Below are 25,888 nucleotides of genomic sequence, written 5' to 3' on the forward strand. Positions count from 1 at the left end.
ATAACACCGATATTATTGAAATATGATCGCTGTAACCGGTGCTAATTAAAATACTAAACCAGCTTCACGTGCACCTTCAGCCAGTGATTTCACACGACCATGGTACAGGTAGCCATTTCTGTCAAAAACAACCTGGCTCACACCAGCTGCTAATGCTTTCTCTGCTACTGATTTACCAACTGCTTTTGATTGATCAGATTTGTTTCCGTTTGCAACAAAATCTTTAGATAAAGACGATGCTGAAACAATGGTAATTCCGCTATTATCATCGATAATCTGAGCATAGATCCCTTTGTTGCTTCTGTACACTGACAAACGCGGGCGCTCTGCAGAACCTGTTAATCTCTTTCTGATTCCTCTTTTGATTCGCTCTCTGCGAGATAATTTAATTCCTGCCATGATGATTATTTTTTAGCGGCTGATTTACCAGCTTTTCTTCTTAACACTTCACCTACAAACTTGATACCTTTACCTTTGTAAGGCTCAGGAGCACGTAGTGAACGAATTTTCGCTGCTACTTGTCCTAACAATTGCTTGTCGATACTCTCTAATATAATTACCGGGTTCTTACCCTTTTCTGATGTAGTTGTTACATTGATCTCTTTTGGTAATTCAAACACGAAATGGTGAGAGAATCCTAAAACCAGATCCAGTGTATTACCTACATTGGTAGCACGGTAACCAACACCTACAAGCTCCTGCTGAGATTTGTATCCTTCAGTAACACCAATAACCATGTTATTGATCAATGAACGATATAAACCGTGAAGTGCTTTATGACGTTTCTGCTCAGAAGGACGCTCAACAGTAAGTATACCGTCTTCCTGGCTTATTTTAATATCTGTATCTACATCCTGAGTTAATTCACCTTTTGGTCCTTTAACTGTTACAAGGTTCGCATCAGAAATTGATATCGTAACACCTGCTGGAATATTAATCGGGGCTTTTCCTATTCTTGACATCTTCTCTTATCCTCCTATTAATAAACGTAACATAAAACCTCACCGCCAATATTCAAATTCTTAGCTTCTTTATCGGTCATAATACCTTTAGAAGTAGAAAGAATAGCGATACCTAAACCGTTCAATACACGTGGCATGTTATCAACGCCAGCATATCTTCTTAAACCAGGAGTACTCACACGTGAAATATTGCGAATAGCCGGGATTTTAGTTATTGGATTGTACTTCAAAGCGATCTTGATCGTTCCCTGAGTATTGGTATCCTCAAACTTGTAATTAGTGATGTAACCTTTGTCAAAAAGAACTTTAGTCATTTCTTTTTTAAGGTTCGATGCAGGAATCTCTACAACGCGGTGGTTAGCCTTAATGGCATTCCTTACTCTCGTAAGATAATCTGCTATTGGATCTGTATTCATTATTTATTTGTTGTGATAGTGGTTTCCTTTCCAACCTATTCGGAACGACCTGCCATCGGTTAATTCTTATTTTGAGATAAAAGCTTAAAGTAAAAAGCCTAAAGCAAAAGTACTAGAAAATATCTTATACTTTCGGCTTTCAGCTTTACGCTTTCAGCTTTCTTACCAGGATGCCTTACGTACTCCCGGGATCTTACCTGCCAAAGCCATTTCACGGAATGTTACCCTTGAAATACCAAACTGACGCATATAACCACGTGGACGACCAGTTAATTTACAACGATTGTGTAAACGTACCGGTGAAGAGTTTTTAGGTAATTTATCAAGACCTTCAAAATCTCCCGCAGCTTTAAGCGCTGCTCTTTTATCTGCGAACTTGGCAACTAATCTGGCACGTTTTACTTCACGTGCTTTTACACCTTCTTTAGCCATTATTGTTGAATTGTAGTTTGATTTTTAAATGGTAAACCGAATTGCTTAAGTAATTCTAAAGCTTCAACATCTGTTTTAGCAGTAGTTACGAAAGTGATATCCATACCCATGATCTTATTGATCTGATCAATGTTGATCTCAGGGAAGATGATCTGCTCTGTTACACCTAATGTATAGTTTCCGCGTCCGTCAAATCCTTTATCGTTAATTCCTTTGAAATCACGAATACGTGGTAAAGCTACAGCGATCAAACGATCAAGGAACTCATACATAGTATTGTCGCGTAAAGTAACACGAACACCGATCGGCATTCCTTTACGTAACTTAAAGTTAGAAATATCTTTCTTAGATTTTGCAGGAATCGCTTTCTGACCAGTAATAGTGGTCATTTCGTTTATTGCATTATCAATTAACTTTTTATCGGTTGCAGCTGCACCAACACCCTGGTTGATAGCAATTTTCTGCAAGCGAGGAACCTGCATTACGCTTTTGTATTGGAATTTATCCTTTAAAGCTGTAACGATTTCCTCGTTATATTTTGATTTTAATCTTGGTACGTAAGCCATTACTTAATTTCCTCCCCAGATTTTTTAGAGATGCGAATTGATTTGCCATCAGCATTTTTCTGTTTACCTATACGAGTTGGTTTACCAGTTTTGGTATCAACAAGCATGATATTTGAAATATGAAGACTAGCCTCTTTCTTAATGATACCTCCATTTGGAGTGGCAGCATTTGGTTTTGTATGTTTAGATACCATGTTGGCACCTTCAACTATAATTCTGCTAGTAGCTAGCTGAACTTCTAATACCTTACCTTGTTTTCCTTTAGAATCACCTGCAGTAACTTGTACCAGGTCTCCTTTACGGATCTTCAACTTAGGTTGTGATTTTATTTTCTTTTCCATTTTACAAAACCTCCGGTGCTAATGATACAATCTTCATGAATTGTTTTTCACGTAGCTCTCTAGCTACAGGGCCGAATATACGTGTTCCACGCGGCTCGTCCTGAGCGTTCAGCAATACAGCTGCATTATCGTCAAAGCGGATATATGATCCGTCTTTTCTTCTGATCTCTTTCTTTGTTCTCACAACAACTGCCTTAGAGACAGATCCTTTTTTGATGTTCCCTGATGGAATAGCGCTCTTTACAGTGACAACTACTTTGTCACCTATGGATGCATAACGCTTTCCGGTACCACCTAAAACGCGGATCACTAAAACTTGTTTAGCTCCACTGTTGTCAGCAACATTCAGTCTTGATTCCTGTTGTACCATGTTACTTAGCTCTTTCTAAAATTTCCACTAATCTCCAGTTCTTGGTCTTACTCAGCGGACGAGTTTCCATGATTAACACTGTATCACCGATACCGCAAGTGTTAGTCTCGTCATGAGCCATAAATTTGGTAGTTTTCTTTACGAACTTACCATAGATCGGGTGCTTCACTTTACGCTCAACAGAAACAACAATAGATTTCTCCATTTTGTTACTTACTACCAACCCGGTTCTTGTTTTTCTTAATTGTCTTTCCATTTTGGACTTTTATTTATTCAGAAGCGGACTCTGTCGCAGCAGATGCTTTTGCTTCCGCCTTGCGCTTAGTCAATTCTGTGTTTAAACGTGCTACATCTTTTCTAACTTTTGTGATCCTTGTAGGATTCTCAATAGCAGAAACGGTATGAGCAAATTTCATTTTTGTGAGATTGGCTTTCTCTTCATTAATTCGGGCTATAACTTCTTCAGTTGTTAGCTCATGTATTTCTGAATTCTTCATTTTTTCTTTAGTTGTAAGTTATAAGTTGTAAGTTATAAGTCGCAAATCGTAGACTTTTAACTGTTTCACTTAAAACTCTTTGTATCTAAGTTTAGTTAACTATTAGGCGATGGGTCAAAAACTTATAACCTATTACTTATAACTTATAACTCTTTATGCTTCTACAAAATCTCTTCTGATCACAAATTTTGTTTGAACCGGTAATTTCTGAGCAGCTAAACGCATGGCTTCTTTTGCAACTTCCAAAGGTACACCTTCAGCTTCAAAGATCATTCTACCAGGTCTTACAACTGCTACCCAATACTCAGGAGCACCTTTACCTTTACCCATACGTACTTCAGCAGGCTTTTTCGTAACTGGCTTGTCCGGGAATATACGGATCCAAACCTGACCTTCCCTTTTCATGAAACGGGTAACGGCGATACGGGCAGCTTCTATCTGACGACTGGTGATCCAGGCCGGCTCTAATGATTTGATTCCGAAAGAACCGAAGGCTAATTCTGCACCGCGACCGGCCAGACCTTTCATTTTGCCCTTCTGCATCTTTCTGAACTTCGTTCTCTTTGGCTGTAACATGTTCTTATTTTATTATATCGTTGTTAGTTGGTTAGTTGTTAGTTGTTAGTTTTCGGTTAGTTGTTAAGATAGTCTTGAATTACTAACTACTAAATACTAAAACTAATTACTTACTCTTAATTATTTTTTACCTCTGAAACCACCACCGGCACTACCGCCACGGTTCTGACCACCTGGTCCGCCACCGCGATTCTGGCCACCTGCACCTGGTCCGCCGCCGCGATTTTGACCTCCACCACGGTTATCACCGCCGCGTCTGTCGCCACCACCACCACGATTATCAGTACGTCTGTCGCCACCGCCGCGTCTTTCGCCGCCACCAGCAAATGGTGCTGCGCCGCCTTCAGGGCCTCTGCCTTTTACTCCGGTTGTCTGACCAATGTTTGGAGAAAGATCACGCTTACCGTAAACTTCGCCTTTCATGATCCAAACTTTAACACCGATCTTACCGTAAGTGGTAAGTGCTTCAGATAAAGCGTAATCGATATCAGCACGGAATGTATGCAATGGAACACGTCCATCCTTATATTGCTCGGTACGTGCCATTTCAGCACCACCTAAACGACCTGAACACATAATTTTGATACCTTCAGCTCCCATACGCATGGTTGATGCGATTGAAGTTTTCATGGCACGACGGAAAGAGATCCTTGCTTCTAATTGCTTTGCAACTCCTTCGCCTACTAATTGTGCGTCTAATTCAGGACGTTTGATCTCAAATATATTGATCTGTACGTCTTTCTTTGTCAGTTTTTTAAGTTCTTCTTTGATCTTATCAACTTCCTGACCACCTTTTCCGATCACGATACCCGGACGGGCAGTGTGAATAGTGATGGTGATACGCTTCAAAGTACGCTCGATAACCACTTTGGATATTCCACCTTTTGAAATACGTGCTGCCAGGTATTTTCTGATCTTTTCGTCCTCAACTAATTTCTCAGAGTAATCGTTCCCACCGAACCAATTAGAATCCCAACCTTTGATGATACCTAATCTGTTACCTATTGGATGTGCTTTTTGTCCCATTTCTCCTTACTTAGTTATTGGTTCACTGTTTTTACTGTCAACTATCAAAGTTACGTGGTTAGAACGCTTACGAATTCTATGTCCGCGACCCTGTGGAGCTGGTCTTAATCTCTTTAACTGGCGTCCGCCATCAACCATGATCGTTTTCACAAACAATTCATTGTCTTCAGGGCGTTGACCTTCATTTTTTGATTCCCAGTTTTTGATCGCTGATAACAAAAGTTTCTCAACTCTTATTGCAGCTTCTTTATTGGTAAATTTCAAAATATATAAGGCTTTCTCAACCCGTTCACCTCTGATCAGATCAACAACCAATCTCATCTTACGTGGTGAGGTAGGGCAATTATTTAGTTTTGCTATTGCTTCCATTGCTTATTTTTTCTTATCAGAGTGACCTCTAAATGTTCTGGTTGGAGAAAATTCACCAAGCTTATGCCCAACCATATTCTCAGTTACATATACAGGAATAAATTTATTTCCGTTGTGAACTGCAAATGTATGACCTACGAAATCCGGAGAGATCATCGACCTGCGTGACCAAGTTTTGATCACAGTTTTCTTATTACCCTCATTCTGCGCAGTTACTTTCTTCGCTACGTTATGATCTATATAGGGTCCTTTTTTTATTGAACGTGCCATTATTTCTTCCTTCTCTCTATGATGTAACGATCAGACGCTTTCTTTTTATCGCGGGTTTTAAAGCCTTTCGCTAATAAACCTTTTCTTGAGCGGGGATGACCACCTGATGATCTACCTTCACCACCACCCATAGGGTGATCGACCGGGTTCATCGCTACACCTCTTACTCTTGGACGACGTCCTAACCAACGTTTTCTACCTGCTTTACCTAAAACTTCATTCGCTTTTTCGGAGTTTGAAACAGTTCCGATAGTTGCTATACAAGTAGCCAGGATCATACGGGTTTCGCCAGAAGGCATTTTAATGATCGCATATTTACCATCACGTGCTGAAAGCTGAGCATAAGCACCTGCACTACGTGCGATGATCGCACCTTGTCCGGGGTTCAGTTCAATGTTGTGAATGATAGATCCTAGAGGAATGTTCTTCAAAGGAAGCGCATTACCTATCTCAGGAGCCGAAGCTTCACCTGAAACAACCTTCATTCCAACCTTCAAGCCTTCCGGAGCAATAATGTAACGTTTTTCACCATCGGCATAATTTACCAGGGCGATACGTGCACTACGATTCGGATCGTACTCAATTGTGGCAACAGTTGCGGGGATATCGTTTTTATCGCGTTTAAAATCAATCAATCGGTATGACTTTTTATGTCCCCCACCGAGATAACGCATAGTCATTTTACCGGAATTATTTCTACCACCGGAATTCTTGATGCTGGTAACTAACGATTTTTCTGGAACGTTAGTAGTTACATCAGAGAAAACTCCTCCTACTCTGAAACGAGTACCCGGGGTAACCGGTTTAAATCTTCTTACTGCCATGTCTTAATTAAATATTGCTGTAAAAGTCAATGGTTTCACCATCTTTTAGCGTTACTATCGCTTTTTTGTACTTAGGAGCATTTCCTGTTACAACACCAGCTTTAGTGTTACGCGATTTTGTTTTTCCATAAACAACTATCGTATTGATAGCCTGGATATTCACACCATACATTTTTTCGATCGCACCCTTGATCTCTAATTTGTTGGCTCTGTGATCAACCTTGAATGAGAAGCGGTTTAACTTTTCAGTTAATGCTGATGCTTTCTCGGTTAGAATTGGTTTCTTTAAAATTTCCATCTTACTTAGCGAACGCCTCCTCCAATGTTTTAACAGTTTCTGTAGTCAGCAATAAAGTTCCTGAGTTCAATACATCATATGTATTCAATTCTGCTGCGGTAACTACTTTTGCTTTCTTTAAATTTCTGCTTGATAAATAAACATTATTATTTGCTGCCGGTAATACTAATAATGTTTTAGCATCAGTTAGTTTCAGATCAGCAATGATCTTCACGTAGTTTGCAGTTTTGATCGAATCAAAAGTGAATGCTTCGAGAACAACAATGTTATTATCTTTTGCTTTATATGTAAGTGCAGATTTACGGGCTAAAGATTTAAGCTTTTTATTCAGCTTGAAACTATAGTCGCGTGGCTGAGGACCGAATACACGACCACCACCATTGAACAATGGAGATTTGATAGATCCTGCACGGGCACCACCTGTACCTTTTTGTTTGTATAATTTTTTGGTAGATCCGGCGATCTCATTACGTTGCTTAGACTTGTGCGTTCCCTGGCGCTGATTTGCCAGATACTGCTTTACGTCTAAATAGATCGCATGATCGTTTGGTTCTACTGCGAAGATCGCATCAGGAAGCTGCACCTTGGCACCTGTTTCTTTGCCTGATATATTTATAACCTTAACTTCCATCTTCTTATTTATCAACGATTACGTAAGAACCCTTAGCTCCCGGAATTGAACCGCTAATCACTAATAAGTTTTGCTCTGTGTACACTTTCAAAACCTGAAGGTTCTGAATTTTGACGCGGTCGCCACCCATTCGTCCTGCCATGCGCATTCCTTTGAATACACGTGAAGGCCATGAAGATGCACCCAGGGAACCCGGAGCTCTTAAACGGTTATGCTGTCCGTGGGTTTGACCACCAACACCACCAAATCCATGACGTTTTACAACACCCTGAAAACCTTTACCTTTTGAAGTTCCAACTACATCGACAAAATCGCCTTCGGCGAAGATCTCAACACTTACAATATCACCAAGAGCTTTAACATCTTCAAAAGTTTTAAACTCAACAAGCTTGCGCTTAGGAGTTGTTTTAGCTTTTGCGAAATGCCCCTTTAATGGACCGCTTGTGTTTTTCTCTTTCTTGTCGTCGAAAGCTAACTGAACTGCTGTGTAGCCGTCTGTATCGACGGTACGTAGTTGGGTAACTACGCATGGCCCAGCTTCGATCACTGTACAAGGGATGTTTTTCCCTTCAGCATCGAATATGCTGGTCATTCCTACTTTTTTTCCAATAATTCCTGACATTTTCTTTAATCAATTTGTGTCCATCGAAGCAGTAGGGCTTCGTTCAAGACATAGTAAACCCCTCTAAAGGGAGGGCAAAGATAGGAAAGTCTTATTAATTATCAAATAGTTGCGAGTTTATTTTTCAATTTATTTGGGATTAGCTGAAATTGGGGCCGGGGAATGGGAATATTCAGGGGAACAGGACCTGTCCTGCCTCTCCCGAAAGGAAGGCCGGGAATCCGCAGAGGAACTGAACGGGAATATAAATTATAATAAACCCATTATAAATCAGTTATTTGTAATAAAAACACAATGGATATGAGATTAAGCATAACTTTCTATTTATTCCTTATTATATATACTACTTCCAATGTTTTTGGACAGGTGCCTGCAGCAGATACTATTGCGGTAAAACAGGCTCCGGCGCTGACAGGTACACTGGCGCAGCAATACGATGAAGTAGTCACCCGCTCGGGTTCTTTTAAGATCTATAAGAACATTAAGAAAACCAAAATTGAGGAGCTCTGGAAGAATGTGAACGATAGTCTGAAGCAGCAAAAGCAATTAGTCCTGCAAAGTAAAGCTGAGGTTGAAAAGAGTGCTCAAACTATCAGCGCCATGCAGGCTGAGATCGATGGCTTTAAGGCTTCAGGTTCATCTATCGGGAAGCTGAGCACAATTGGTAAGTCCGTAAACGGTTCGTCTTACTCCATGTACCTCTGGGGCGCTCTGCTCCTGCTTGCTGCCGGACTTGCTTTTGCAATTTTCAGAATGCGCAGCGCGGTTAAAGAAGCAAGTTATCGCAGCGGACTATACGATCAGCTTTTTGAAGAACTCCGCGAACACCGCACAAAAGCCAATGAACGGGAAAAGAAACTCGCCCGCGAACTCCAGACCGAAAGGAATAGGGTTGCGGAGTTGACGGGGAGGTGATCAAATTTAATTTCCTGAAACCATATAATACCATTTATACACACCCGCGGGTAAAGTCGTAGTACCGGACATTATTTGAAAATTACCCGGATTTCCTATAACGTAAATTTTATTTCCATCTACCAAAGCTGCAGTTAGTGGATTTGCTGGAACTAAAACAGGGTATGAGTTTGTTGGAAATGTAAGTCCTGCGTAGGTTATTGTAAGTAAAACTGCATTTGTTGCTCCAGACGCATCAGATGTTATTTCTATACTACCGGAAAGATTTGTTCCTGCAACTGTTGATGCTGTAATTCCAACCCCATTAACTTTAGTAGGCGTAGTTGAATTTCCTCGAATCGAGGACACCGTAGCAACTCCTAAAATCGGGGTAGTTAACGTAGGAGATGCAGAAAACACAACATTAGAACTTGAAGTTCCTGTTGTACCTGTTGCGGCATTTAAAAAATTTATTTGAGCACCAGTACTCGTTACAGAAGCGCCTCCAAGCGTAAACGGAGTTGGAAATGTCACAGTGCCAGTGAAGGTGGGAGATGCAATATTAGCCTTTAAGGCATCTGCTGTTGTAACAAATGCTGTTGTTGCTAAAGCTGTTGAATTATTTCCTGCAATTTGAGTAATCCCAATAGTACCTGTCGGCAAAGTGGGTGTTCCGGTAAAAATGGGACTATTTGACAATACAACATTTGAAGTGCCTGTGACTCCGGTAGCAATATTAAGATAATTTAATTGAGTACCTGTTGTTGTAACTGTAGTAGCTCCCAGGGTATAAGGAGTTGGAATCACAACAGTCCCGGTAAAACTTGGATTATTAATTGGTGCCTTTAAATTTGAATTCCCCTCCACCTTACCTATTGCCTGAATAATATTATCAGTAGCTGAAACTGGTGTTGTAGCTGTAGAGTATGTAGAACCTACCAATTTACTAATAACTGCAGCGTTACTTAAAGTTACCGTATTACCAGAGTTTGTGACCTCACCTAAAAGAGTTGGAATTGTTGTTACTGTACTTGCATTGATCGCTGAAGTTGCTGAAGTTGCATTTCCTGTGAGGGGGCCAACAAAACTGCTTGCCGTTAATGCTCCAGTTGATGGGATAAAACTAAGTCGGGAGCTTGCCACACGCTGACTCTGATTCCCAGAAGTTGCTGTAACGAAGGTTGGATAAACAGGTGCAGTTGTAGCCACATCTTCTGTAATATTAGTATTCAGGGTATTGGTCACACTTAAATTGGCTACGGTAGTGGTTGAGGCAACTACTAACGGAGCAACACCTGTTGGAACAGTTGAAGTGAAGGCATTGGCAGTCAATACTCCGGTTGAAGGGACAAAATTCAGCCTTGAACTTGAGGTACGCTGATTCAGATTACCTGTTGTATTGGTCACGAAGGTCGGGTATGTTGTTACTGCTGTTGTAATATCGTCAGTTATGGTTGTTGTACCTGCGGAGGTTGCAGTATTCGCATTTCCATTGAGCGGGCCATTAAATCCGGATGCTGTTAAAACACCGGTTGAGGGTATAAAGCTTAGCTTTGAATCGGCCACCCGATGGTTCTGATATCCGATTGCGTCAAGCACAAAAGTTGGATAGGCAGTAGTAGTTGTTGCAATATCATTTCTAATTGCAGAAAACAAGGTATTGGTAGCCGTAAGATTGGCAACCGGAGTTGATGATGCAACGATAAGAGGTGCAGTCCCGTCAGGTATTGTAGAAGTAAAACCACCTGCTGTCAAAATCCCCGTTGATGGAACAAAACTAAGCTTTGTTCCTGCGGTTCTTTGTCCCCAGTTACCCGAAGTATTCGTTACAAAGGTTGGATAGACCGTGGCTCCCGAAATATTATCATTGGTGATTGTAGTGGTAATGGCATTATCAGAGCTGGATGCATTTCCGATTAAATTTCCAAGGAAACGGACAGCTTTCAGCTCGCCGGTTTGCGGGGTATAACTGAGGTTGGTGCTGCTGGTTCTATGCGGTAAGTTTCCGGTTGTACCGGATACAAAGGTTGGATAATGAACGGCATTGGTAGATACATCATCAGAAATATCGGTATTAGATGCATTTGTAGCATTTGTTGCAGAAGAAGCATTACCCGTTACATCACCAACGAGTGGACCTGTAAAGCCAACTGCTGTCAAAATTCCGGTATTCGGCACGAAGCTCAATTTGGTGGTACTGGTACGCAGCTGAGCATTCCCCGGAGTTTGAGTAACAAAAATCGGGTACGTTGGCTGGCCTGTAGCCAGATCATTGATGACTGCTGAATTCAGGGAATTAGTAGAAGTTATGGAGGTATTTGCTGAAGTTGCATTCCCGTTTAATGGTCCGCTGAAATTTCCGGCGGTGATAGTACCTGCAACTGTAAGCGAATTGAAGTTACCATTTCCACCTAAAGAGCCGGTCAGGTATTCCCATCCGGTAACCTTCCTGACGTACAAACCTACCGCCGGCGCTTTGGTCAGATAGATCAGCATCCCGTTAGGCGGATTCAATGCATTGATAGCCGCGGTATCTGCCATACGGGGAAGTAAAAGTCCCTGATTTGCACTTTCAAGCTCTAAAAGAGAGGCTGGGGCAATCGTGGCACCGTTGGTTCCAATCTTGATCTGTGCCAGGGAAGAGCCTGCACTGAATGCAATGATCAATGCTGCAAGCAATAATCCGGGGATGAAGGGTTTAATGTTAAGCATATATTTTGTTTTACGTTATACGTTGTACATTTTAAGTTGTAAGTATTAAGTTATAAGTTGTAGGTTATAAGTTGCAGCTTCTGGTATTTTGTTCTTTGTACTAATTACTAACTACTAACCAACTAATCACTAAATACTAAAACATATAACTCGGCATCAGTTCATCTTTATCAATCGGGATATGAAATCTCAATATGATCTCATGGGTTGCTTTTGCAAAGTTGTTTATTCGGCCGAGGTTATAATCATACGCATAGCCTAATCTTAAAGTAGGTATAAGTCTAAAATCAAGTAATCCGACCAAAGCGCTATTGTTACGGTAGGATACTCCGCCCGACATGATCTCCCTAAAGAACAGGTTTGCATTAATATCGTAATTTAAAGGAATACCCTTTACGCCTCTGAGGAGGAATGAGGGTTTCAAAACAAAATTATCATTGAGTGTGATTAGGTAACCTGCATTGAGATAGACATGTAAACTCTGCTTTACTGTATATTCAGACAATGCTACATCAGTTTTTCTCAAATGTGCTCTTACCAGGTTTGGAGATGAAAGTCCGGCATAAAACTTACTGGTATTGAAGAACATTCCGGTTCCAAAATTTGCGGCCATGGCATTCAGGTTCTGGGCGAACACAGGATCACCGGCGTTGGTAATGTTTAATTTACTGAAGTCTGTTTTATAGTTCAAAGCCCCTGCCTGGAGACCGAATGAGAGGTTTGAATTTTCACCCTCGATGCGGTAGGACATGGCTAACTGGGCTCCGAAATTTTGTGTGACTGAAATCCGGTCGTCAACGATCTTTAGTCCTACACCCAGTTTTGTATCCCCTATAGGCATATCGCCTGAGATCATGGCCGTTTGAGGCGAATCTTTAATTCCGTTGAACTGTTTCCTGAAAACACTGGTAAATTGCATGGACTGCTTAAAGCCGGCATAAGCGGGGTTGATCTCAAGGGTATTAAACATATACTGCGAATACAGAGGCAACTGTTGCGCACAAAGCATTGAGGGCAGTGCAGTCAGGAGCATGAATAGTGCAAGCAGGTATGTTTTATTGTTCATATGTTACCTGTTAATGATTAGATATCCGGGAATTCCTTTTGCCCCGTTCACGCTGATAAGATAATAGTAAATGCCATCAGGAAGATTGTTTCCCATGAATCCGCCCATATTTCCGGTACCGTTAAAGGTATTCTGATAATCAAAATCCTGGAAAACAAGAACCTGATTCCGGCTGTACACTTCAAACCGAATTTTATCAGTAGGCAGGCGCTTAACGACTTCATATACATCATTAAAACCATCACCATTTGGAGAGATGGCATCCGGAATATTTACCGGTGTATTTTCGTCGATATCCTTTTTGATCACCGATTTTGAGAAATATTCAATTTGCTTGAAGGTCGCCACATTCAAACGTGTATTCATATAGGCTCCGAATACTGCGGCCCGTAAGGTGATGGTTCCCGGGGTAATGGTTGGAACCGGGGGTAAAATATCCCATAGTCCTGTAAGTTTCGAATCGTACCTGGTAACATAGGCCTGATCACGGTTTCTGAAATATTCAATTCCTTCCTCGGATGAGTTATGCTGAAGTGTCAGATCTGCTTTTGCGGAGGCATCAATAACTGTGGTGCTCATGATCCAGGTCTTATTTACGTATTCAGGAAAGTTCAGTTTGTTATAGAGATTATCGGCCACCCTGAATTTTATGGATTGTGGGATGCCTGTATAATTGATAGTGAGCGGTGTGTAGCTAGCCAGGTCGGTACCGATCGGGAAATCAAGGGACATGGGCACACCTGCGGTATTTCTGACCAATCCGCCACCAGTCATGGCGGAACCTGTTACTATAAAGTTTCTATGACTAAAACCGGTTATTGTACCAGTACCCTGTCGTCCAACGTTGACATCCACATTGTTCAGGATAAGGTTTCCGTTTACGAAATCAAGATTATTATTGATGTGAAGATTTCCGAGATCTGCGGTCACATTCAGTGAATTATCAAGCCTCACATTCGGGAAACCATTAAATGGCTGAGGGCTCATACTATTGATGCGCTGCGGAAGCTGCAGAAGGTCAGAAAACCGGAAGACCCCACCTACCCCATCAATACCGCGGGCACTTTCATCCGGCAAACGGCTACCTGCATTATTCTGCCAGATACTTGAATAAAAGTTGATCAGAGCGGCATCATAGGACACGAAAGTTCCTGAGTGCGATATGTCTGAGTAAATATTAAGGTTTGAGTTGGGATGGGCGTAAAGATTAGCTGAGGGATATATATATACCTGATTTACGGCCTGTGCATGAAGGACCGTTGGGAATAAAAAAAACAGACAGAGCAAAAGCTTTACTGCCGGTAAAAAAATAGTTAAAGGTTTTTTGGGAATCACGAAAAGTCGATAATGAATTTTATACGAGTATACAGGTTATATTAAATATGTTAAACAAGATACGAGAATATTTAATGAGGAGGTAATAAAATATATAGTTAGGAATTTTTGGTTGATGATCTGTTGTCTGTTATCTGTTGGCTGTTGGCTGTTGTCTGCTAAAAATGCTTTTCTCTAGTTGGCTAGTGGTTTTTGGTTAGGACTAATGTTTTTTGATTAAAAGCAGGAATTATAATCATAAAACCACGTCATTTCGTACATGCGAATCAAAATGTTCTTTTTGCACTAATAATCACAGCATGGAGAAATCTGTTGATAAAGGGCAGTAATTCAGATTAAATTCCTTTTCATTGCAACAGATTTCTCCGTCGTGCCTCCTGCGAAATGACGATGAATTAGTTGGTTAGTAGTTAGTGATTGGTTGGTTAGTTGATTAGGATTTCGGCTGTTGAATAAGGTTAGGAATGATAATTCCGTAAAACCACGTCATTTCGTACATGCGAATCAAAATGTTCTTTTTGCACTAATAATCACAGCATGGAGAAATCTGTTGATTAAGGGCAGTAATTCTGATTAAATTACATTTCATTGCAACAGATTTCTCCGTCGTGCCTTCTGCGAAATGACGACAAATTAAAGTCATACGAACACTGCTTTAATTTTTTATATGAAATGCCCAGTGCCAGCGCATCGCGTGCTTTTTAATAGTTTTGAAAAGCAATTTTGTACTTCGTTTAACGAAGGTCCCTCACCTGCTGAAGGGCAGGTTTCGGGAAGACACTTAACTCTTAATTTGGACTTATCGCACTGATCAGTTCGAGTTCGAAGATCAACGCCGAGTAGGCTGGGATGAGGCCAGGAACACCGCGTTCTGCATAACCCAATGCTGAAGGAATAAACACTCTCCATGTTGAGCCTATGGGCATGATCTGGATCACTTCATTCATCCCCGGAATAAGGGTTGCCGGTGTTACTTTCAATGGTGATTTTTTCGCATAGGTGTCTTCAAACACTTTGCCGTCCGGAAGGAAACCTTTTACGTGGATCAGGACGGAATCAGTCATTTGTGGCCTGGAGCCTGTACCTGCTTTCATGACGATATAAGCAACCCCACTTGGAAGTGCACCCACTCCTGCTTTACCTCTTACATTTTCAAACAATAGTTTTTCCTGCTGCGTGCTGCGTTCTGAGATCAGACGTTTCTGATAGCTATCCAGTCGGGTAGCTACACTGGCAGCGTTAACAAGCAATGGCTTGTTTAATAACACATCGTCCATTCCTTTTCTGAAGAGTTCAGGATTGGTTACCATGAAGCCATTATTAGTGATCCACTGTGCAAGGTAGGCTCCAAGGGTGTACTGGAGGGAGTCGGAAGGTGATACCAGTCTGAGTGGTTTTTCCGGAGCAGGTTTAGTTTGACGGGTTTGAGCTGAAACAGAATGGAGGATAAGAAAAACAAACGCGAATCCGCACAATACAGGCTTTAAATAAAATTTCATTTTAGATAAATAAATATTACGCAAGTTAAATTTTAATTAGCAATATTCAGCTGAGCATTATCTTGAATTTCTAATGATGGTCCGTCCTGAATTTCGATTGTACTAACGGTTACCTCTGTAGCTCCCAGTATCTCTTTAACTCCTGAACCACTAAGTATCAAATTATTAAAAGTAAAGGCAGGAATAGTTTGTGGATCATTGCCGTTAAAATTCACCAGACTCCCAACAACACTGTATATTCCCGCCCCGGGTGTGAAAGCTCCGGCAATTCCAACTTCCTGCCCATCAGGCATTACCCGGTCTCCTCCGGTACCGTCCAGGTTATAATAATTTCCCGGGGCAATATTTGTTTCAGCAGAACCGGCATAATTCACTGTGGATGTTCCGGGGTCAATGATCCCTGTATTTATAAGTGGAGTACCTGACAAGGGCAAATTGAGGGTAAAGCTTGAGAGTCCGAGTGTTGCCGGAGCATTGACCGTCAATGTATTACTGACCGTGGTTTCAGCGGCAAGGGTTTTTTCTCCTAAATTGGAAATCTCCAGATCATAATAGGTAAGGGAACCAATGGTTTGAGTACTTCCGTTATAAATTACGGTTCCTGTTCCACTTGTAAAAGTCCCGTTATTGGTCCAGTTACCTGCAAGATTTATGGTACCTGATCCCATTGTAATGGAACCTGATCCACTGATATTGCCTGTTACAGATGCAGATGCCGTTGTGGCCAAGTTTGTGGGACTTCCTACAATCCAATTATTGCCAACGGTTGCAGTTGTTCCGGCTGCAATGGTTTTTGTACCTGCACCTGAAAACTCAAGATCATAATAGTTTAATCCGGAAATGGTTTGAGCTGAGGCACCAGAATACAGCACTTTACCTGCTCCGGAAATTGTTCCGGTATAATTTAAAGGGGTTCCGGTTCCGGACAATTCCAAAGTGCCACCTGTAGCTACAGTCAGGGCATTTGAGACTGATAATATTCCTGTACATGTTTTTGTGGCAGTTCCGGATATCCCCAGGTTGTTATAATTAAGTATCCATATATCCTGAGCAGTGCTCCCGGTATAGTTAACTGTTCCTGTACCGGGAGTTAAGGTCATCGCATTTGCGCTTAATACTCCGCCAATATTTAAGACCCCGGCTCCGCTAAAAATTACGTTACTCCTTGTAGTGGCAGTTGTAAAGCCACCATTTAGATTTAAAGTTCCTGTTGAAATGCTTAGATCATTCCTTCTGCTTGCATTGCCACCTCCTCCATTCATTGTAAACAATCCGCCAATTGTTGCGGTTCCGGCACCCAATGCAAAAGTTATGGGATTATTATTACCCGGAGCAGGCATCGTAACCGTGCCGGAAACATCCAGGGCAAAGGCTCCGCTAAAGCTTAGGGTACTTGCGTTGCTAAAAGTAATGGAGGTACAGGCGGCATTTGCCGTGATTGTAACTGCATGACCTGAAGCAATTATTACATCATCCCCTGCCACTGGTATAGAAGCCCCACCCCATGTTGCCGTTGAGTTCCAGTTTCCACTACCTGAGCTGGTTCTTATTGCTCCAAAAAGATTTCCGGCAAACAATATTGAGCTAAAGAGCAACAGAATAATGCAGCCTTTTGAGCATATTTTAAAATATTGTCTAATCATTTGAAACCCTGTGAGTGATACATAATTGAAATTATTCATCCTTTGCTAAAGTTTATTTATCGATTAAATTCTAAATTCTGTTCTGCAAATTGTTCAAATTAATAATTGATGTTTGGTCTTATTTGTTATTCTTCAATTCCCCAAATATTAAATAAATCAACGAGATTACACTAGAGAATAAATATCTGATTATTTCAAGTACCAGAAGTTAACCAGGCAGCAAATCAAAGACCCAAATACAGCACATCTCCAGGAATACAATGAATTGCCAATATATAAAAATCCGAAAATTCTTCTATCAGTTAAGTGTAATATTAATACGAAACCTAAGGCTTGGTTATATTGAGCAACGCTGTTCCCGGAAGGTCAAGAGAAGGACCATCCTGGATTTCGATCGAATATACGGTAACGGTTGTTGCTGTCAAAATTGTTTTCGCTCCTGATCCACTCAAAATCAAATCATTAAAAGTAAAAGCCGGAATGGTTTGTGCCCCTCCGTTAAAATTAACCGTACTTCCCGTAACGGTATAAGCTCCTGCCCCCTTCGTAAAGGTACTGGCAATTCCAATGATTCCGGAACCTGCAAATACCCGCGGGCCGCCAGTTCCGTTCAAATTATAGAAATTCAGAGCTGGTATGTCTGTAGAGGCTGCATTGGTAAAACTGACTGTGGATGTAGAAGCTGTGAAAGTACCGTTATTTACTAAAGGAGTACCACTTCCCGATAAGGTAAGTGTAAAACCAGAGAGATCGATCGTACTGGGTGAATTGATGGTCAGCACATTGGAAACAGTAGTCCCTGCAGCCAGAGTTTTGACTCCGCTTGATGATGTTTCGAGTTTATAATAAGCTATAGTTGCTATGGTCTGGGTTGTACCAATGTAATTTATAGTTCCAGTTCCGGCGGTGAAGGTTCCGGTTTTTGTCCAGCTTCCAGCCAGGCTGATGGTACCCGATCCCATGGTTAATGCACCTGCACCGCTGACATCAGCGGTAACAATAGCTGAACCGGTTCCGGCCATGCTTGTCGTACTGCCTATGATCCAGTTATTGGTCACCGTAATGGTTGTGGCATCGGCGATAGTTTTAGTTCCGGCACCCGAAAACTGGAGATTATAATAAGAGGCTTCTGTAATTGTCTGGGCTGCTCCTCCCGAATAAAGTACTGTTCCAGTTCCTGAAATGGTACCTGTAATAATCAGCGGGGTTCCTGTGAGAGGTAAAGTTAATGTGTATATGTCCAGACCAAGAATAGTTGGAGTATTAACAGTGACTGTATTTGTAGCAGTAACATTTCCGGCCAATGTTTTTGTGCCTGCATTTGAGGTCTGAAGTTTGTAATAACTTATTGCACCAATCAATTGATCGGTCCCGTTGTAGTTCACTGTCCCGGTACCTGTAGTGAAAGTTCCTGTCTTAAGCCAATTTCCCTGCAGATTTATTGTGCCCGACCCCATGGTTAAAGCACCAGCTCCGCTAATGCTTCCGTCTATATTTGCTGCAGCAGTAGTGGCCATTGAAGTAGTGCTGGTAATTATCCAATTGCCCGTGGTTGTGACGGTAGTTCCGGCAAGAACCGTTTTTGTCCCGGTGCCTGAAAGCTCCAGATTGGGATAAGTTGTACCCGCAACAGTTTGGTTTGCACCCGAGTAATTCACTTCCCCGGTTCCGGAAATTATTCCGTTATTTACTAAAGGCGCACCTGTAAAGGTCAGAAAAAGCGTAAAAGTACTAAGGTCAAGGGTAGTTGAAGCACCTAATGTCACGATGTTGTTTGCAGTGGTATTTGCTGCCAGAGTTTTTATTCCTCCGGTGGATGTTTGCAGTTTGGCATAAGTAAGAGCCGCAATGGTTTGATCACCGGATCCGTCATAATTCACGGTGCCGGTGCCGGGAGTAAATGTTCCGTTGTTGGTCCATGAGCCTTCCAGAAATATAGTTCCTGTGGCCATGGTGATTGCACCGGCACCACTTATATTTCCTGAGACATTTGCAGAACCGGTAGTAGCTAAGGTTGCCGGACTTCCAACTATCCAGTTATTCGTAACTGTAGCGGTTGTTGTAGTAAGAATTGTTTTTGTGCCTGCACCGGAATATTCTAGATTGGGATACGTTGTTCCCAAAACGGTTTGTGCACCAGCTCCTGAGTAATTTACGGTTCCGGTACCTGCAATGGTCCCTGAATTGACCAATGGGGCACCTGTAAAGGATAGGAAAAGGGTAAAAGTACTGAGATCAAGGGTGCTTGGAGCACCAATCGTTACGACATTGGTTGCCGTAATATCGGCTGCAAGGGTTTTTACTCCTCCTGTAGCGGTTGCGAGTTTATAATAAGGCAAGTCAGCGATAGTTTGGTTACCTGATCCGTCATAACTAATGGTTCCGGTTCCGGGATTGAGTGTTCCGTTGTTGGTCCATGAGCCTTCCAGGAAAATTGTTCCGGTTCCTACTGTGATATTCCCTGATCCGGTCACATTTCCTGTAACATTGGCTATTGCAGTGGTGGTCATGGTAACTGGACTATCAACTACCCAGTTATTTGTAACTGTTACGGTTGCACCGGTAATAATTGTTTTGGTACCGGCCCCTGAAAACTCCAGATCATAATAGGTTCTTCCCCATACGTTTTGCGCTGCAGCACCTGAAAAATTTACTTTGCCGGTTGCGGGGGTCAATGTCATTGCATTTGTGGAGATCGTTCCAGATATATTTGCAATCCCTCCTGCTGAAAAAGTTAAAAGTGCAAACGTTGTATTTGTAAGCCCTCCATTTAAATTTATTGTACCGGTTGAAAGGGTAAGTTCTGTCTTACGTGTTGCAGATGCTCCTGAAAGTGTTGTCATAGCACCTATGGTCAGAGTTCCGGCTCCAACATTAAATGTGCCTGAAATAGTATTAGAGGGATTTGGTATGGTAAACACCCCCGTTACAATGAGAGAATTAGAGCCTGAAATTGTAACAGTACTGTTAGCGGCAGCGGCTATATAAATAAAGGTACCTGCAGCAGTTACCGGAGTATTTATAGACATCGTAGTTCCGGATGCTATACTTATATTATGAAAGTTGGCAGAGCCGGTTCCTGCATTAATAGCTGCATTAGCTGAACCAAAAGTTACAGTCGCGTTACCAGTAATATTATAGGTCCCGTTATTGACCCATGGCCCGTTAACAGTAAGCGTGAGGGTTGTGGAGGTCAGTATTGCACCAGAATTTATTGTGACTCCAATGCAGGTGGATGCCACATTTACTGTCACTGCATTTCCACTGGTAGTAGCAATTATCACATCATCCCCGACTGCAGGTAACACACCTCCAACCCAGGTTCCTGTTGCATTCCAGTTCCCGCCGGTTGCTGTTGAAGTCCTTGTGACTGCCCAAACGCTATTTGCGCAAAGAATTAATATCAGAATTACATGAATTCCGAATAATCTCATTGATAGACGTAGATGATCTATCGCGCCTGTCTGATTAAGCTGCATCAATGAATAATTGCTAAACAAGTTATTTTAAATTTATATTCATTTTGTGATGAATACAAATAAAATAATTAATAGCAATCTGATTTTCAAGATTTTAATTAAGCTAAACAGAATTATTTAGCCTTAATAAATTCCTATTAACCTATTACTGATAGGATTTTTATCTAATTTATCATCTAATCATCTCAGCCTAAGAATGTAAAAATTCAGCTCTGTTTTATAAGCTTATCCTTAAAAGCGGGTTCGATACACGAATCCTTAAAGCTGAGTTACATTTAAAACCGCTGTTCCGGCAAGGTCAAGCGTCGGGCCATTTTGAATTTCAATTGTATTGACAGAGACCACAGTTCCTGTCAAAATTGTTTTAGCTCCTGATCCACTGAGGATAAGCTGATAATAGGTAAATGCGGGAATGTTCTGAGCACCTGCACCATTAAAGTTTACCGTACTGGTACCAGCAGTAAAGGTACCACTGGTAACGCTTCCGGTTCCCCCAATATTCAATGTACTGGTATTTCCCTGTAAGGTCCCGGTGGTATTTGTCCAGTCTCCGGTAAATGTATGAGTCAGTCCTGTTCCCAGATTGAGTATTCCGGCACCGCTCATAGTAAATGCACCACCATTGATATTGGCAGCAAAAGTAGCTGTACCGCTAGCCTTGGACATAGTTACAAGTCCGATTGTTGAAAATCGTCCAATACTCTGGCTTACTCTTCCCAATGTGATAGTTACCGCACCGGTTGAGGCTGTCCATGTACCATCATTTATCAGATCACCACCAAAAGAGAAGGTATTTCCAGCTGCGGGACTTAAAGTGGCACCGGAATTTATGGTCAGGGGGATATTCACATTAAACACCTTATTTCCATTTGGATTTATAGCTCCGGTATTAGCGATGATCACACCTCCTGTTGCTGCAAAGGTTGCAAGCCATTCAGCTCCGGCATTTCTGGCTGTTGCTGTATTGTATCGGAGTGTTGCAGCTGCTCCATAAGTTGGCGCTAAGGAGGAAGTAGCAAGTCCTTCAAGGGAAAAGATATTAGTAACTGTAGTTGTTCCATTCGTTTTGACGCCACTATTGGAAAATGTTAAATTGTAAAAGGTTTTGGTACCAGTTGCTGAAAGGGTCTGAGCTACCCCTCCAAAATTCACCGTACTGGTTCCGGGCACAAAGACAGTAGCAGTTGTACCTCCCCAGGCCGATGTACTCGTTACATTTACATTGATCGTACTTGAGCCACCATTCATAACTCCTGCCGTGAGTACAACTGTGCCGGTAGTTGTATGAGTTAACCCGGTACCCATTTGCAAAGTACCGGCACCGCTTTTTGTGATACCGGCTGAGTTTATATTCCCCGTCAGGGTGACAGTACCTGAAGCATTTGTTGCCGAAAATCTTCCTGTAGTTGTAAATCCTCCAACAGACTGTGCAGTACCTGAAGCGGTTATTGCAGAAGCCCCGAAATTTACACTGGCGGAGGTATTATTATTCACAAAGTTTCCTGTACCCATGGTCACTGTTGCAGTACCTGTGATTGATATGGTTCCTGTAGCTCCATTGGTCAACGTACCTGAAGATTTAACTAATTGCCCACCAGTCACTGAAAAAACTATTGAACCGTTATTTATCCCTGCACCAGTAGAATAGGTTAATCGCCCTGATGTTAATGTGATAGATCCATTATTGGTCCAGCTTCCTGTAAGCGTCATTCTGGTAGCAACAATATTCCATAACCCTCCTGAATCGATTGTTACCTGTGGGCAAGTAATTGTGAGGTTACCACCATGTGTCATCGTCCCTCCTGACTCAACAGTGATGGACGCAGCAGATTGCGCGAGAGCAACGGTTATGTTATTACCAGTTTGAATAATAAAAATATCCGTAGCTAATAGTGATCCAGGGCTGTTTCCACCTGTTCGGGCATCTGACCAGCTAGTAGTTGTTGCAAAGTTCCCTGTCGCCACCCTTGAATAATAAATTGCCGAGTAACCCGAATAACTAAACATCGAAATAAAACACAAAAGCAAAAGCATTCTTCTCATTAGTTTTGAATGAGGAGAAATACTTAAAATTGAACTAGAACGAATATTCATATCCATTACTTTTTTGAGATAACAGATTTTGATTGCATATCAAAATTTTGCAATAATACTTTGATCTGATCAATCTCTGCCTGCATATTTCCCATTTTATCTGCATCAGACTTTAATGCTGTAATATCAGCTTCCTGCTTATTGATCAATTTTTGCTGATCTTTTATTGCTTCAAGAAGTAAAGCTACAAGCTTAGAGTATTCAACAGTTTTAAAACCTTTTGAATCGGTACGCACTACCTCTGGTACCACTTTTTCAACTTCCTGTGCTATTAAACCTAACTGACGCTCAGTTTCAAAGTTTTTATCAGGAAATTCGTCAGTTCTCCAGTTGTAGTTAACACCTCTCAGCGCTTCTACTTTAGTTAAAGCATTTTCTACTGTTAAGATGTCCTTTTTCCAGCGAACATCAGAAGTTTCATTGATACCGGTTGATTTTACTTTACCATTTACCTCAAATTTATAAGAACCGGATGGTGTCATACCTATACCAACATTGGTTCCTGCGTTATAGATATTACCGCTTGACACCACCCAGGCAGTACCATTCCAGTATGGAGTATTTCCAGTGACCGTTCCATCAGCAAATTTAACAGCTGTAGCTGCAGCATCAGCGTATGCGGTGGTAGCTACCTGTGTATTATTCGCAGCAGCTGCTGCAGTTGGTGCGGTTGGTGTTCCTGTGAAGGTTGGTGAAGCCAGATTCGCTTTCAGGTTATCTGCCGTAGTTACAAATTCAGTGGTTGCTACTGCAGTTGTACTATTTAATGCAGCTTGCGTTGTTGCTATTGTTCCTGTAGGCAATGTTGGTGTACCTGTGAAAGTTGGACTTGCCAATGGAGCAAAAGCGGTACTGCTGTAAGCATTACTGCCGAGTGTACCGCCTGTTCCGATATTTAAAGTGGATGCATCTGTTCCGGCTAAGGTTAAGCTGTTGCTGGCAGTCAGTGTTTTACCGTCTGCTATCGTCAGCGTTGATCCTGTGGTTGGGGCAGTGATCGCTACCTTATTTATTGTGGTTGCTGTTGCTACACCGATTACTGGGGTAGTCAGCGTTGGACTTGTAGCAAATACCGCAAGACCGGTTCCGGTTTCGTCAGTTAGTGCGCCGGCTAAACCTGCTGAGTTGGTCAGCGTGTTTTGCTTGCCTGATACTCCTGCTGTAGCCGCTGCATCTGCGTAAGCGGTAGTCGCTACTGCTGTTGAGTTATTATTAACTGCCTGTGTAACAGCTACGGTTCCGGTTGGGAGGGTAACTGTGCCGGTGAACGTTGGTGAAGCCAGATTCGCTTTTAGGTTATTCGCAGTAGTTACAAATGCAGTGGTAGCTACTGCTGTTGTACTATTTAATGCAGCTTGTGTTGTTGCTATTGTTCCAGTTGGTAATGTTGGTGTACCAGTGAAGGTTGGTGAAGCAAGGTTAGCTTTTAATCCATCATTGCCATTCAGTTTCTGTATTGCCTGAAGGATATTATCAGTGGCTGCTACTGTTCCTGCTCCTGAAGTATAACCGGTCAGTAATTTTCCGATCACTGCTGCATTGCTGATTGTTGTAGCGTTACCGGTTGAAGTAACATCTCCCGTTAAGTTGGCATTCGTGGTGACTGTCGCTGCATTGCCGGTGATGCTACCTGCGATTGGGTTAGTTACCGTCAGGTTAGCCAGAGTTCCAACAGAAGTTAAGGATGAATTAACAACGGTTGCATTTAAGGTGGTTCCGGTCAGGGAGCCTGCATCTGCGGTGGCCGTTACGTTAATATTGGAAGTACCATCAAAGGATACGCCGTTGATCGTACGTGCGGTAGTCAGCTTTGCTGCTGATCCGGTGATATCTCCTGCAATTGGAGCTGAAACTGTTAAGCCGGTTAAAGTGCCCACGGAAGTGATCGCCGGTTGAGCTGCGGTGGTGACCGTTCCTGCTGTAGTAGCTGTTGTTGCTGTTACTGCATTGCCGGTGATGCTACCTGCAATTGGGTTAGTAACCGTCAGGTTGCCCAGGGTTCCAACTGAGGTTAATGAAGAATTGACAACGGTTGCATTTAAGGTGGTTCCGGTCAGGGAGCCTGCATCTGCGGTGGCCGTTACGTTAATATTGGAAGTACCATCAAAGGATACGCCGTTGATCGTACGTGCGGTAGTCAGCTTTGCTGCTGATCCGGTGATATCTCCTGCAATTGGAGCCGTAACCGTTAAACCGGTTAAAGTGCCTACGGAAGTAATATTTGGTTGTGCAGCGGTGGTGACCGTTCCTGCTGTGGTGGCTGTTGTTGCTGTTACTGCATTGCCGGTGATGCTGCCCGCAATTGGGTTAGTAACCGTCAGGTTGCCCAGGGTTCCTACTGAAGTTAATGAGGAAGAAAGAACATTGGCAGCAAGCGTTGCTCCGGTCAGGGAGCCTGCATCTGCTGTGGCAGTTACGTTAATATTCGAAGTACCATCAAAGGATACACCGTTGATCGTACGAGCGGTAGCAAGCGCTGTTGCGGTGCCGGCATTGCCGCTAACCGAACCTGTAATTGGGGCTGAAACAGTTAAGCCGGTCAAAGTGCCCACCGAAGTGATCGCTGGTTGAGCAGCGGTGGTAACCGTTCCTGCTGTAGTAGCTGTTGTCGCTGTTCCTGCATTGCCGGTGATGCTGCCTGCAATCGGGTTAGTTACCGTCAGGTTGCCCAGGGTTCCTACTGAAGTTAAGGAGGAAGAAAGAACATTGGCAGCAAGCGTTGCTCCGGTCAGGGAGCCTGCATCCGCTGTGGCCGTTACGTTAATATTCGAAGTACCATCAAAGGATACGCCGTTGATCGTACGAGCGGTAGCAAGGGCGGTTGCGGTGCCGGCATTGCCGGTAACCGAACCTGTAATCGGAGCTGAAACTGTTAAGCCCGTTAAAGTGCCCACCGAAGTGATCGCCGGTTGAGCAGCGGTAGTTACTGTTCCTGCTGTAGTAGCTGTTGTCGCTGTTCCTGCATT

26 protein-coding genes are annotated in these 25,888 nt (G+C 42.4%); 1 reads left to right on the plus strand and 25 read right to left on the minus strand.

Going from position 1 to position 25,888, the window contains the following annotated elements:
• Window positions 1–45: 45 nt before the first annotated feature.
• From rplR to rplC, 17 genes are all read right to left on the minus strand, one after another.
• Window positions 46–399 carry a 50S ribosomal protein L18 gene (gene rplR / locus BLR27_RS15810; RefSeq protein WP_090706499.1) on the minus strand — a complete coding sequence of 118 codons (354 nt, stop codon included), beginning with the start codon at window positions 397–399 and terminating at the stop codon, window positions 46–48.
• 5 nt (window positions 400–404) lie between these two features.
• Complete coding sequence (rplF, locus tag BLR27_RS15815) at window positions 405–962, minus strand: 50S ribosomal protein L6 (protein WP_090706501.1); 558 nt, start codon at window positions 960–962, stop codon at window positions 405–407.
• Window positions 963–979: 17 nt separating this feature from the next.
• Window positions 980–1,378, minus strand: coding sequence for a 30S ribosomal protein S8 (gene rpsH, locus BLR27_RS15820; protein ID WP_090706502.1), 399 nt, complete (start codon window positions 1,376–1,378; stop codon window positions 980–982).
• Between the two features lie 162 nt (window positions 1,379–1,540).
• Window positions 1,541–1,810 carry a 30S ribosomal protein S14 gene (rpsN, locus tag BLR27_RS15825; RefSeq protein ID WP_090706504.1) on the minus strand — a complete coding sequence of 90 codons (270 nt, stop codon included), beginning with the start codon at window positions 1,808–1,810 and terminating at the stop codon, window positions 1,541–1,543.
• Window positions 1,810–2,376, minus strand: a complete 567-nt coding sequence (rplE, locus tag BLR27_RS15830; RefSeq protein WP_090706506.1) for a 50S ribosomal protein L5 — start codon at window positions 2,374–2,376, stop codon at window positions 1,810–1,812. The genes rpsN and rplE overlap by 1 nt, the downstream gene beginning before the upstream one ends.
• Window positions 2,376–2,717, minus strand: a complete 342-nt coding sequence (gene rplX / locus BLR27_RS15835; RefSeq protein ID WP_090706507.1) for a 50S ribosomal protein L24 — start codon at window positions 2,715–2,717, stop codon at window positions 2,376–2,378. The genes rplE and rplX overlap by 1 nt, the downstream gene beginning before the upstream one ends.
• 1 nt (window position 2,718) lies before the next feature.
• On the minus strand, window positions 2,719–3,087 hold the full coding sequence (gene rplN / locus BLR27_RS15840; protein ID WP_090706509.1) for a 50S ribosomal protein L14: 369 nt from the start codon (window positions 3,085–3,087) through the stop codon (window positions 2,719–2,721).
• 1 nt (window position 3,088) lies between these two features.
• Complete coding sequence (gene rpsQ / locus BLR27_RS15845) at window positions 3,089–3,343, minus strand: 30S ribosomal protein S17 (protein ID WP_090706510.1); 255 nt, start codon at window positions 3,341–3,343, stop codon at window positions 3,089–3,091.
• 13 nt (window positions 3,344–3,356) lie between these two features.
• Window positions 3,357–3,584, minus strand: coding sequence for a 50S ribosomal protein L29 (gene rpmC / locus BLR27_RS15850; RefSeq protein WP_090706512.1), 228 nt, complete (start codon window positions 3,582–3,584; stop codon window positions 3,357–3,359).
• Window positions 3,585–3,737: 153 nt separating this feature from the next.
• On the minus strand, window positions 3,738–4,160 hold the full coding sequence (gene rplP, locus BLR27_RS15855; RefSeq protein ID WP_079702234.1) for a 50S ribosomal protein L16: 423 nt from the start codon (window positions 4,158–4,160) through the stop codon (window positions 3,738–3,740).
• 120 nt (window positions 4,161–4,280) lie between these two features.
• Window positions 4,281–5,186, minus strand: coding sequence for a 30S ribosomal protein S3 (gene rpsC / locus BLR27_RS15860; protein WP_090706513.1), 906 nt, complete (start codon window positions 5,184–5,186; stop codon window positions 4,281–4,283).
• Window positions 5,187–5,192: 6 nt separating this feature from the next.
• Complete coding sequence (gene rplV / locus BLR27_RS15865; RefSeq protein ID WP_090706515.1) at window positions 5,193–5,555, minus strand: 50S ribosomal protein L22; 363 nt, start codon at window positions 5,553–5,555, stop codon at window positions 5,193–5,195.
• A 3-nt stretch (window positions 5,556–5,558) separates the two neighbouring features.
• A complete protein-coding gene (rpsS, locus tag BLR27_RS15870; protein WP_090706517.1) occupies window positions 5,559–5,825 on the minus strand; it encodes a 30S ribosomal protein S19 in 267 nt (88 codons plus the stop codon).
• Window positions 5,825–6,649 carry a 50S ribosomal protein L2 gene (rplB, locus tag BLR27_RS15875; protein WP_090706518.1) on the minus strand — a complete coding sequence of 275 codons (825 nt, stop codon included), beginning with the start codon at window positions 6,647–6,649 and terminating at the stop codon, window positions 5,825–5,827. Before rplB ends, rpsS begins: the two co-directional genes overlap by 1 nt.
• Window positions 6,650–6,656: 7 nt before the next feature.
• Window positions 6,657–6,947 (minus strand): 50S ribosomal protein L23, encoded by a 291-nt coding sequence (rplW, locus tag BLR27_RS15880; RefSeq protein WP_090706520.1) that lies wholly within the window; start codon window positions 6,945–6,947, stop codon window positions 6,657–6,659.
• A 1-nt stretch (window position 6,948) separates the two neighbouring features.
• Window positions 6,949–7,578 (minus strand): 50S ribosomal protein L4, encoded by a 630-nt coding sequence (rplD, locus tag BLR27_RS15885; RefSeq protein WP_090706522.1) that lies wholly within the window; start codon window positions 7,576–7,578, stop codon window positions 6,949–6,951.
• A gap of 4 nt (window positions 7,579–7,582) precedes the next feature.
• The gene (gene rplC, locus BLR27_RS15890) at window positions 7,583–8,200 is read right to left on the minus strand and encodes a 50S ribosomal protein L3 (RefSeq protein ID WP_090706523.1); all 618 of its coding nucleotides are present in this window, start codon (window positions 8,198–8,200) and stop codon (window positions 7,583–7,585) included.
• A 300-nt stretch (window positions 8,201–8,500) separates the two neighbouring features.
• On the opposite strand from rplC, the gene BLR27_RS15895 reads away from it, so the two are divergent.
• Window positions 8,501–9,115 (plus strand): hypothetical protein, encoded by a 615-nt coding sequence (locus BLR27_RS15895; protein WP_176767724.1) that lies wholly within the window; start codon window positions 8,501–8,503, stop codon window positions 9,113–9,115.
• 6 nt (window positions 9,116–9,121) lie between these two features.
• Here the strand turns inward: BLR27_RS15895 and BLR27_RS15900 are convergent, their stop codons facing one another.
• The 8 genes from BLR27_RS15900 to BLR27_RS15935 form a co-directional block, all read right to left on the minus strand.
• On the minus strand, window positions 9,122–11,806 hold the full coding sequence (locus tag BLR27_RS15900; protein WP_090706526.1) for a beta strand repeat-containing protein: 2,685 nt from the start codon (window positions 11,804–11,806) through the stop codon (window positions 9,122–9,124).
• A gap of 136 nt (window positions 11,807–11,942) precedes the next feature.
• Window positions 11,943–12,872, minus strand: a complete 930-nt coding sequence (locus BLR27_RS15905; protein ID WP_090706528.1) for a PorP/SprF family type IX secretion system membrane protein — start codon at window positions 12,870–12,872, stop codon at window positions 11,943–11,945.
• A 3-nt stretch (window positions 12,873–12,875) separates the two neighbouring features.
• The gene (locus BLR27_RS15910; protein WP_090706530.1) at window positions 12,876–14,207 is read right to left on the minus strand and encodes a T9SS type B sorting domain-containing protein; all 1,332 of its coding nucleotides are present in this window, start codon (window positions 14,205–14,207) and stop codon (window positions 12,876–12,878) included.
• Between the two features lie 788 nt (window positions 14,208–14,995).
• Window positions 14,996–15,706, minus strand: coding sequence for an FKBP-type peptidyl-prolyl cis-trans isomerase (locus BLR27_RS15915; RefSeq protein ID WP_090706531.1), 711 nt, complete (start codon window positions 15,704–15,706; stop codon window positions 14,996–14,998).
• A gap of 32 nt (window positions 15,707–15,738) precedes the next feature.
• Entirely contained in the window at window positions 15,739–17,349 is a 1,611-nt protein-coding gene (locus BLR27_RS15920; RefSeq protein WP_143007766.1) for a beta strand repeat-containing protein, read from the minus strand.
• Between the two features lie 326 nt (window positions 17,350–17,675).
• Complete coding sequence (locus tag BLR27_RS15925) at window positions 17,676–20,783, minus strand: beta strand repeat-containing protein (protein ID WP_143007767.1); 3,108 nt, start codon at window positions 20,781–20,783, stop codon at window positions 17,676–17,678.
• Window positions 20,784–21,086: 303 nt separating this feature from the next.
• On the minus strand, window positions 21,087–22,922 hold the full coding sequence (locus tag BLR27_RS15930; RefSeq protein ID WP_143007768.1) for a beta strand repeat-containing protein: 1,836 nt from the start codon (window positions 22,920–22,922) through the stop codon (window positions 21,087–21,089).
• A 5-nt stretch (window positions 22,923–22,927) separates the two neighbouring features.
• Window positions 22,928–25,888, minus strand: a 2,961-nt coding sequence (locus BLR27_RS15935) for a tail fiber domain-containing protein (protein ID WP_143007769.1), incomplete at its 5' end; no start/stop codon positions are given.

This window comes from Daejeonella rubra (genome assembly GCF_900103545.1).
GTDB classification, from domain to species: Bacteria; Bacteroidota; Bacteroidia; order Sphingobacteriales; family Sphingobacteriaceae; genus Daejeonella; species Daejeonella rubra.

Bases quoted from the DNA above. Each gene is read 5' to 3' on its own strand.
- rplN (WP_090706509.1), bottom strand. From the start codon at position 3,087: ATGGTACAACAGGAATCAAGACTGAATGTTGCTGACAACAGTGGAGCT.
- rpsS (WP_090706517.1), bottom strand. From the start codon at position 5,825: ATGGCACGTTCAATAAAAAAAGGACCCTATATAGATCATAACGTAGCG.
- rplR (WP_090706499.1), bottom strand. From the start codon at position 399: ATGGCAGGAATTAAATTATCTCGCAGAGAGCGAATCAAAAGAGGAATC.
- rpsN (WP_090706504.1), bottom strand. From the start codon at position 1,810: ATGGCTAAAGAAGGTGTAAAAGCACGTGAAGTAAAACGTGCCAGATTA.
- rplW (WP_090706520.1), bottom strand. From the start codon at position 6,947: ATGGAAATTTTAAAGAAACCAATTCTAACCGAGAAAGCATCAGCATTA.
- BLR27_RS15915 (WP_090706531.1), bottom strand. From the start codon at position 15,706: ATGAAATTTTATTTAAAGCCTGTATTGTGCGGATTCGCGTTTGTTTTT.
- BLR27_RS15920 (WP_143007766.1), bottom strand. From the start codon at position 17,349: ATGATTAGACAATATTTTAAAATATGCTCAAAAGGCTGCATTATTCTG.
- rpsH (WP_090706502.1), bottom strand. From the start codon at position 1,378: ATGAATACAGATCCAATAGCAGATTATCTTACGAGAGTAAGGAATGCC.
- rplE (WP_090706506.1), bottom strand. From the start codon at position 2,376: ATGGCTTACGTACCAAGATTAAAATCAAAATATAACGAGGAAATCGTT.
- rplV (WP_090706515.1), bottom strand. From the start codon at position 5,555: ATGGAAGCAATAGCAAAACTAAATAATTGCCCTACCTCACCACGTAAG.
- rpsC (WP_090706513.1), bottom strand. From the start codon at position 5,186: ATGGGACAAAAAGCACATCCAATAGGTAACAGATTAGGTATCATCAAA.
- rplC (WP_090706523.1), bottom strand. From the start codon at position 8,200: ATGTCAGGAATTATTGGAAAAAAAGTAGGAATGACCAGCATATTCGAT.
- rplB (WP_090706518.1), bottom strand. From the start codon at position 6,649: ATGGCAGTAAGAAGATTTAAACCGGTTACCCCGGGTACTCGTTTCAGA.
- rplX (WP_090706507.1), bottom strand. From the start codon at position 2,717: ATGGAAAAGAAAATAAAATCACAACCTAAGTTGAAGATCCGTAAAGGA.
- rpsQ (WP_090706510.1), bottom strand. From the start codon at position 3,343: ATGGAAAGACAATTAAGAAAAACAAGAACCGGGTTGGTAGTAAGTAAC.
- rplP (WP_079702234.1), bottom strand. From the start codon at position 4,160: ATGTTACAGCCAAAGAGAACGAAGTTCAGAAAGATGCAGAAGGGCAAA.
- BLR27_RS15895 (WP_176767724.1), top strand. From the start codon at position 8,501: ATGAGATTAAGCATAACTTTCTATTTATTCCTTATTATATATACTACT.
- rplD (WP_090706522.1), bottom strand. From the start codon at position 7,578: ATGGAAGTTAAGGTTATAAATATATCAGGCAAAGAAACAGGTGCCAAG.
- rplF (WP_090706501.1), bottom strand. From the start codon at position 962: ATGTCAAGAATAGGAAAAGCCCCGATTAATATTCCAGCAGGTGTTACG.
- BLR27_RS15905 (WP_090706528.1), bottom strand. From the start codon at position 12,872: ATGAACAATAAAACATACCTGCTTGCACTATTCATGCTCCTGACTGCA.
- BLR27_RS15925 (WP_143007767.1), bottom strand. From the start codon at position 20,783: ATGAGATTATTCGGAATTCATGTAATTCTGATATTAATTCTTTGCGCA.
- BLR27_RS15930 (WP_143007768.1), bottom strand. From the start codon at position 22,922: ATGAATATTCGTTCTAGTTCAATTTTAAGTATTTCTCCTCATTCAAAA.
- rpmC (WP_090706512.1), bottom strand. From the start codon at position 3,584: ATGAAGAATTCAGAAATACATGAGCTAACAACTGAAGAAGTTATAGCC.
- BLR27_RS15900 (WP_090706526.1), bottom strand. From the start codon at position 11,806: ATGCTTAACATTAAACCCTTCATCCCCGGATTATTGCTTGCAGCATTG.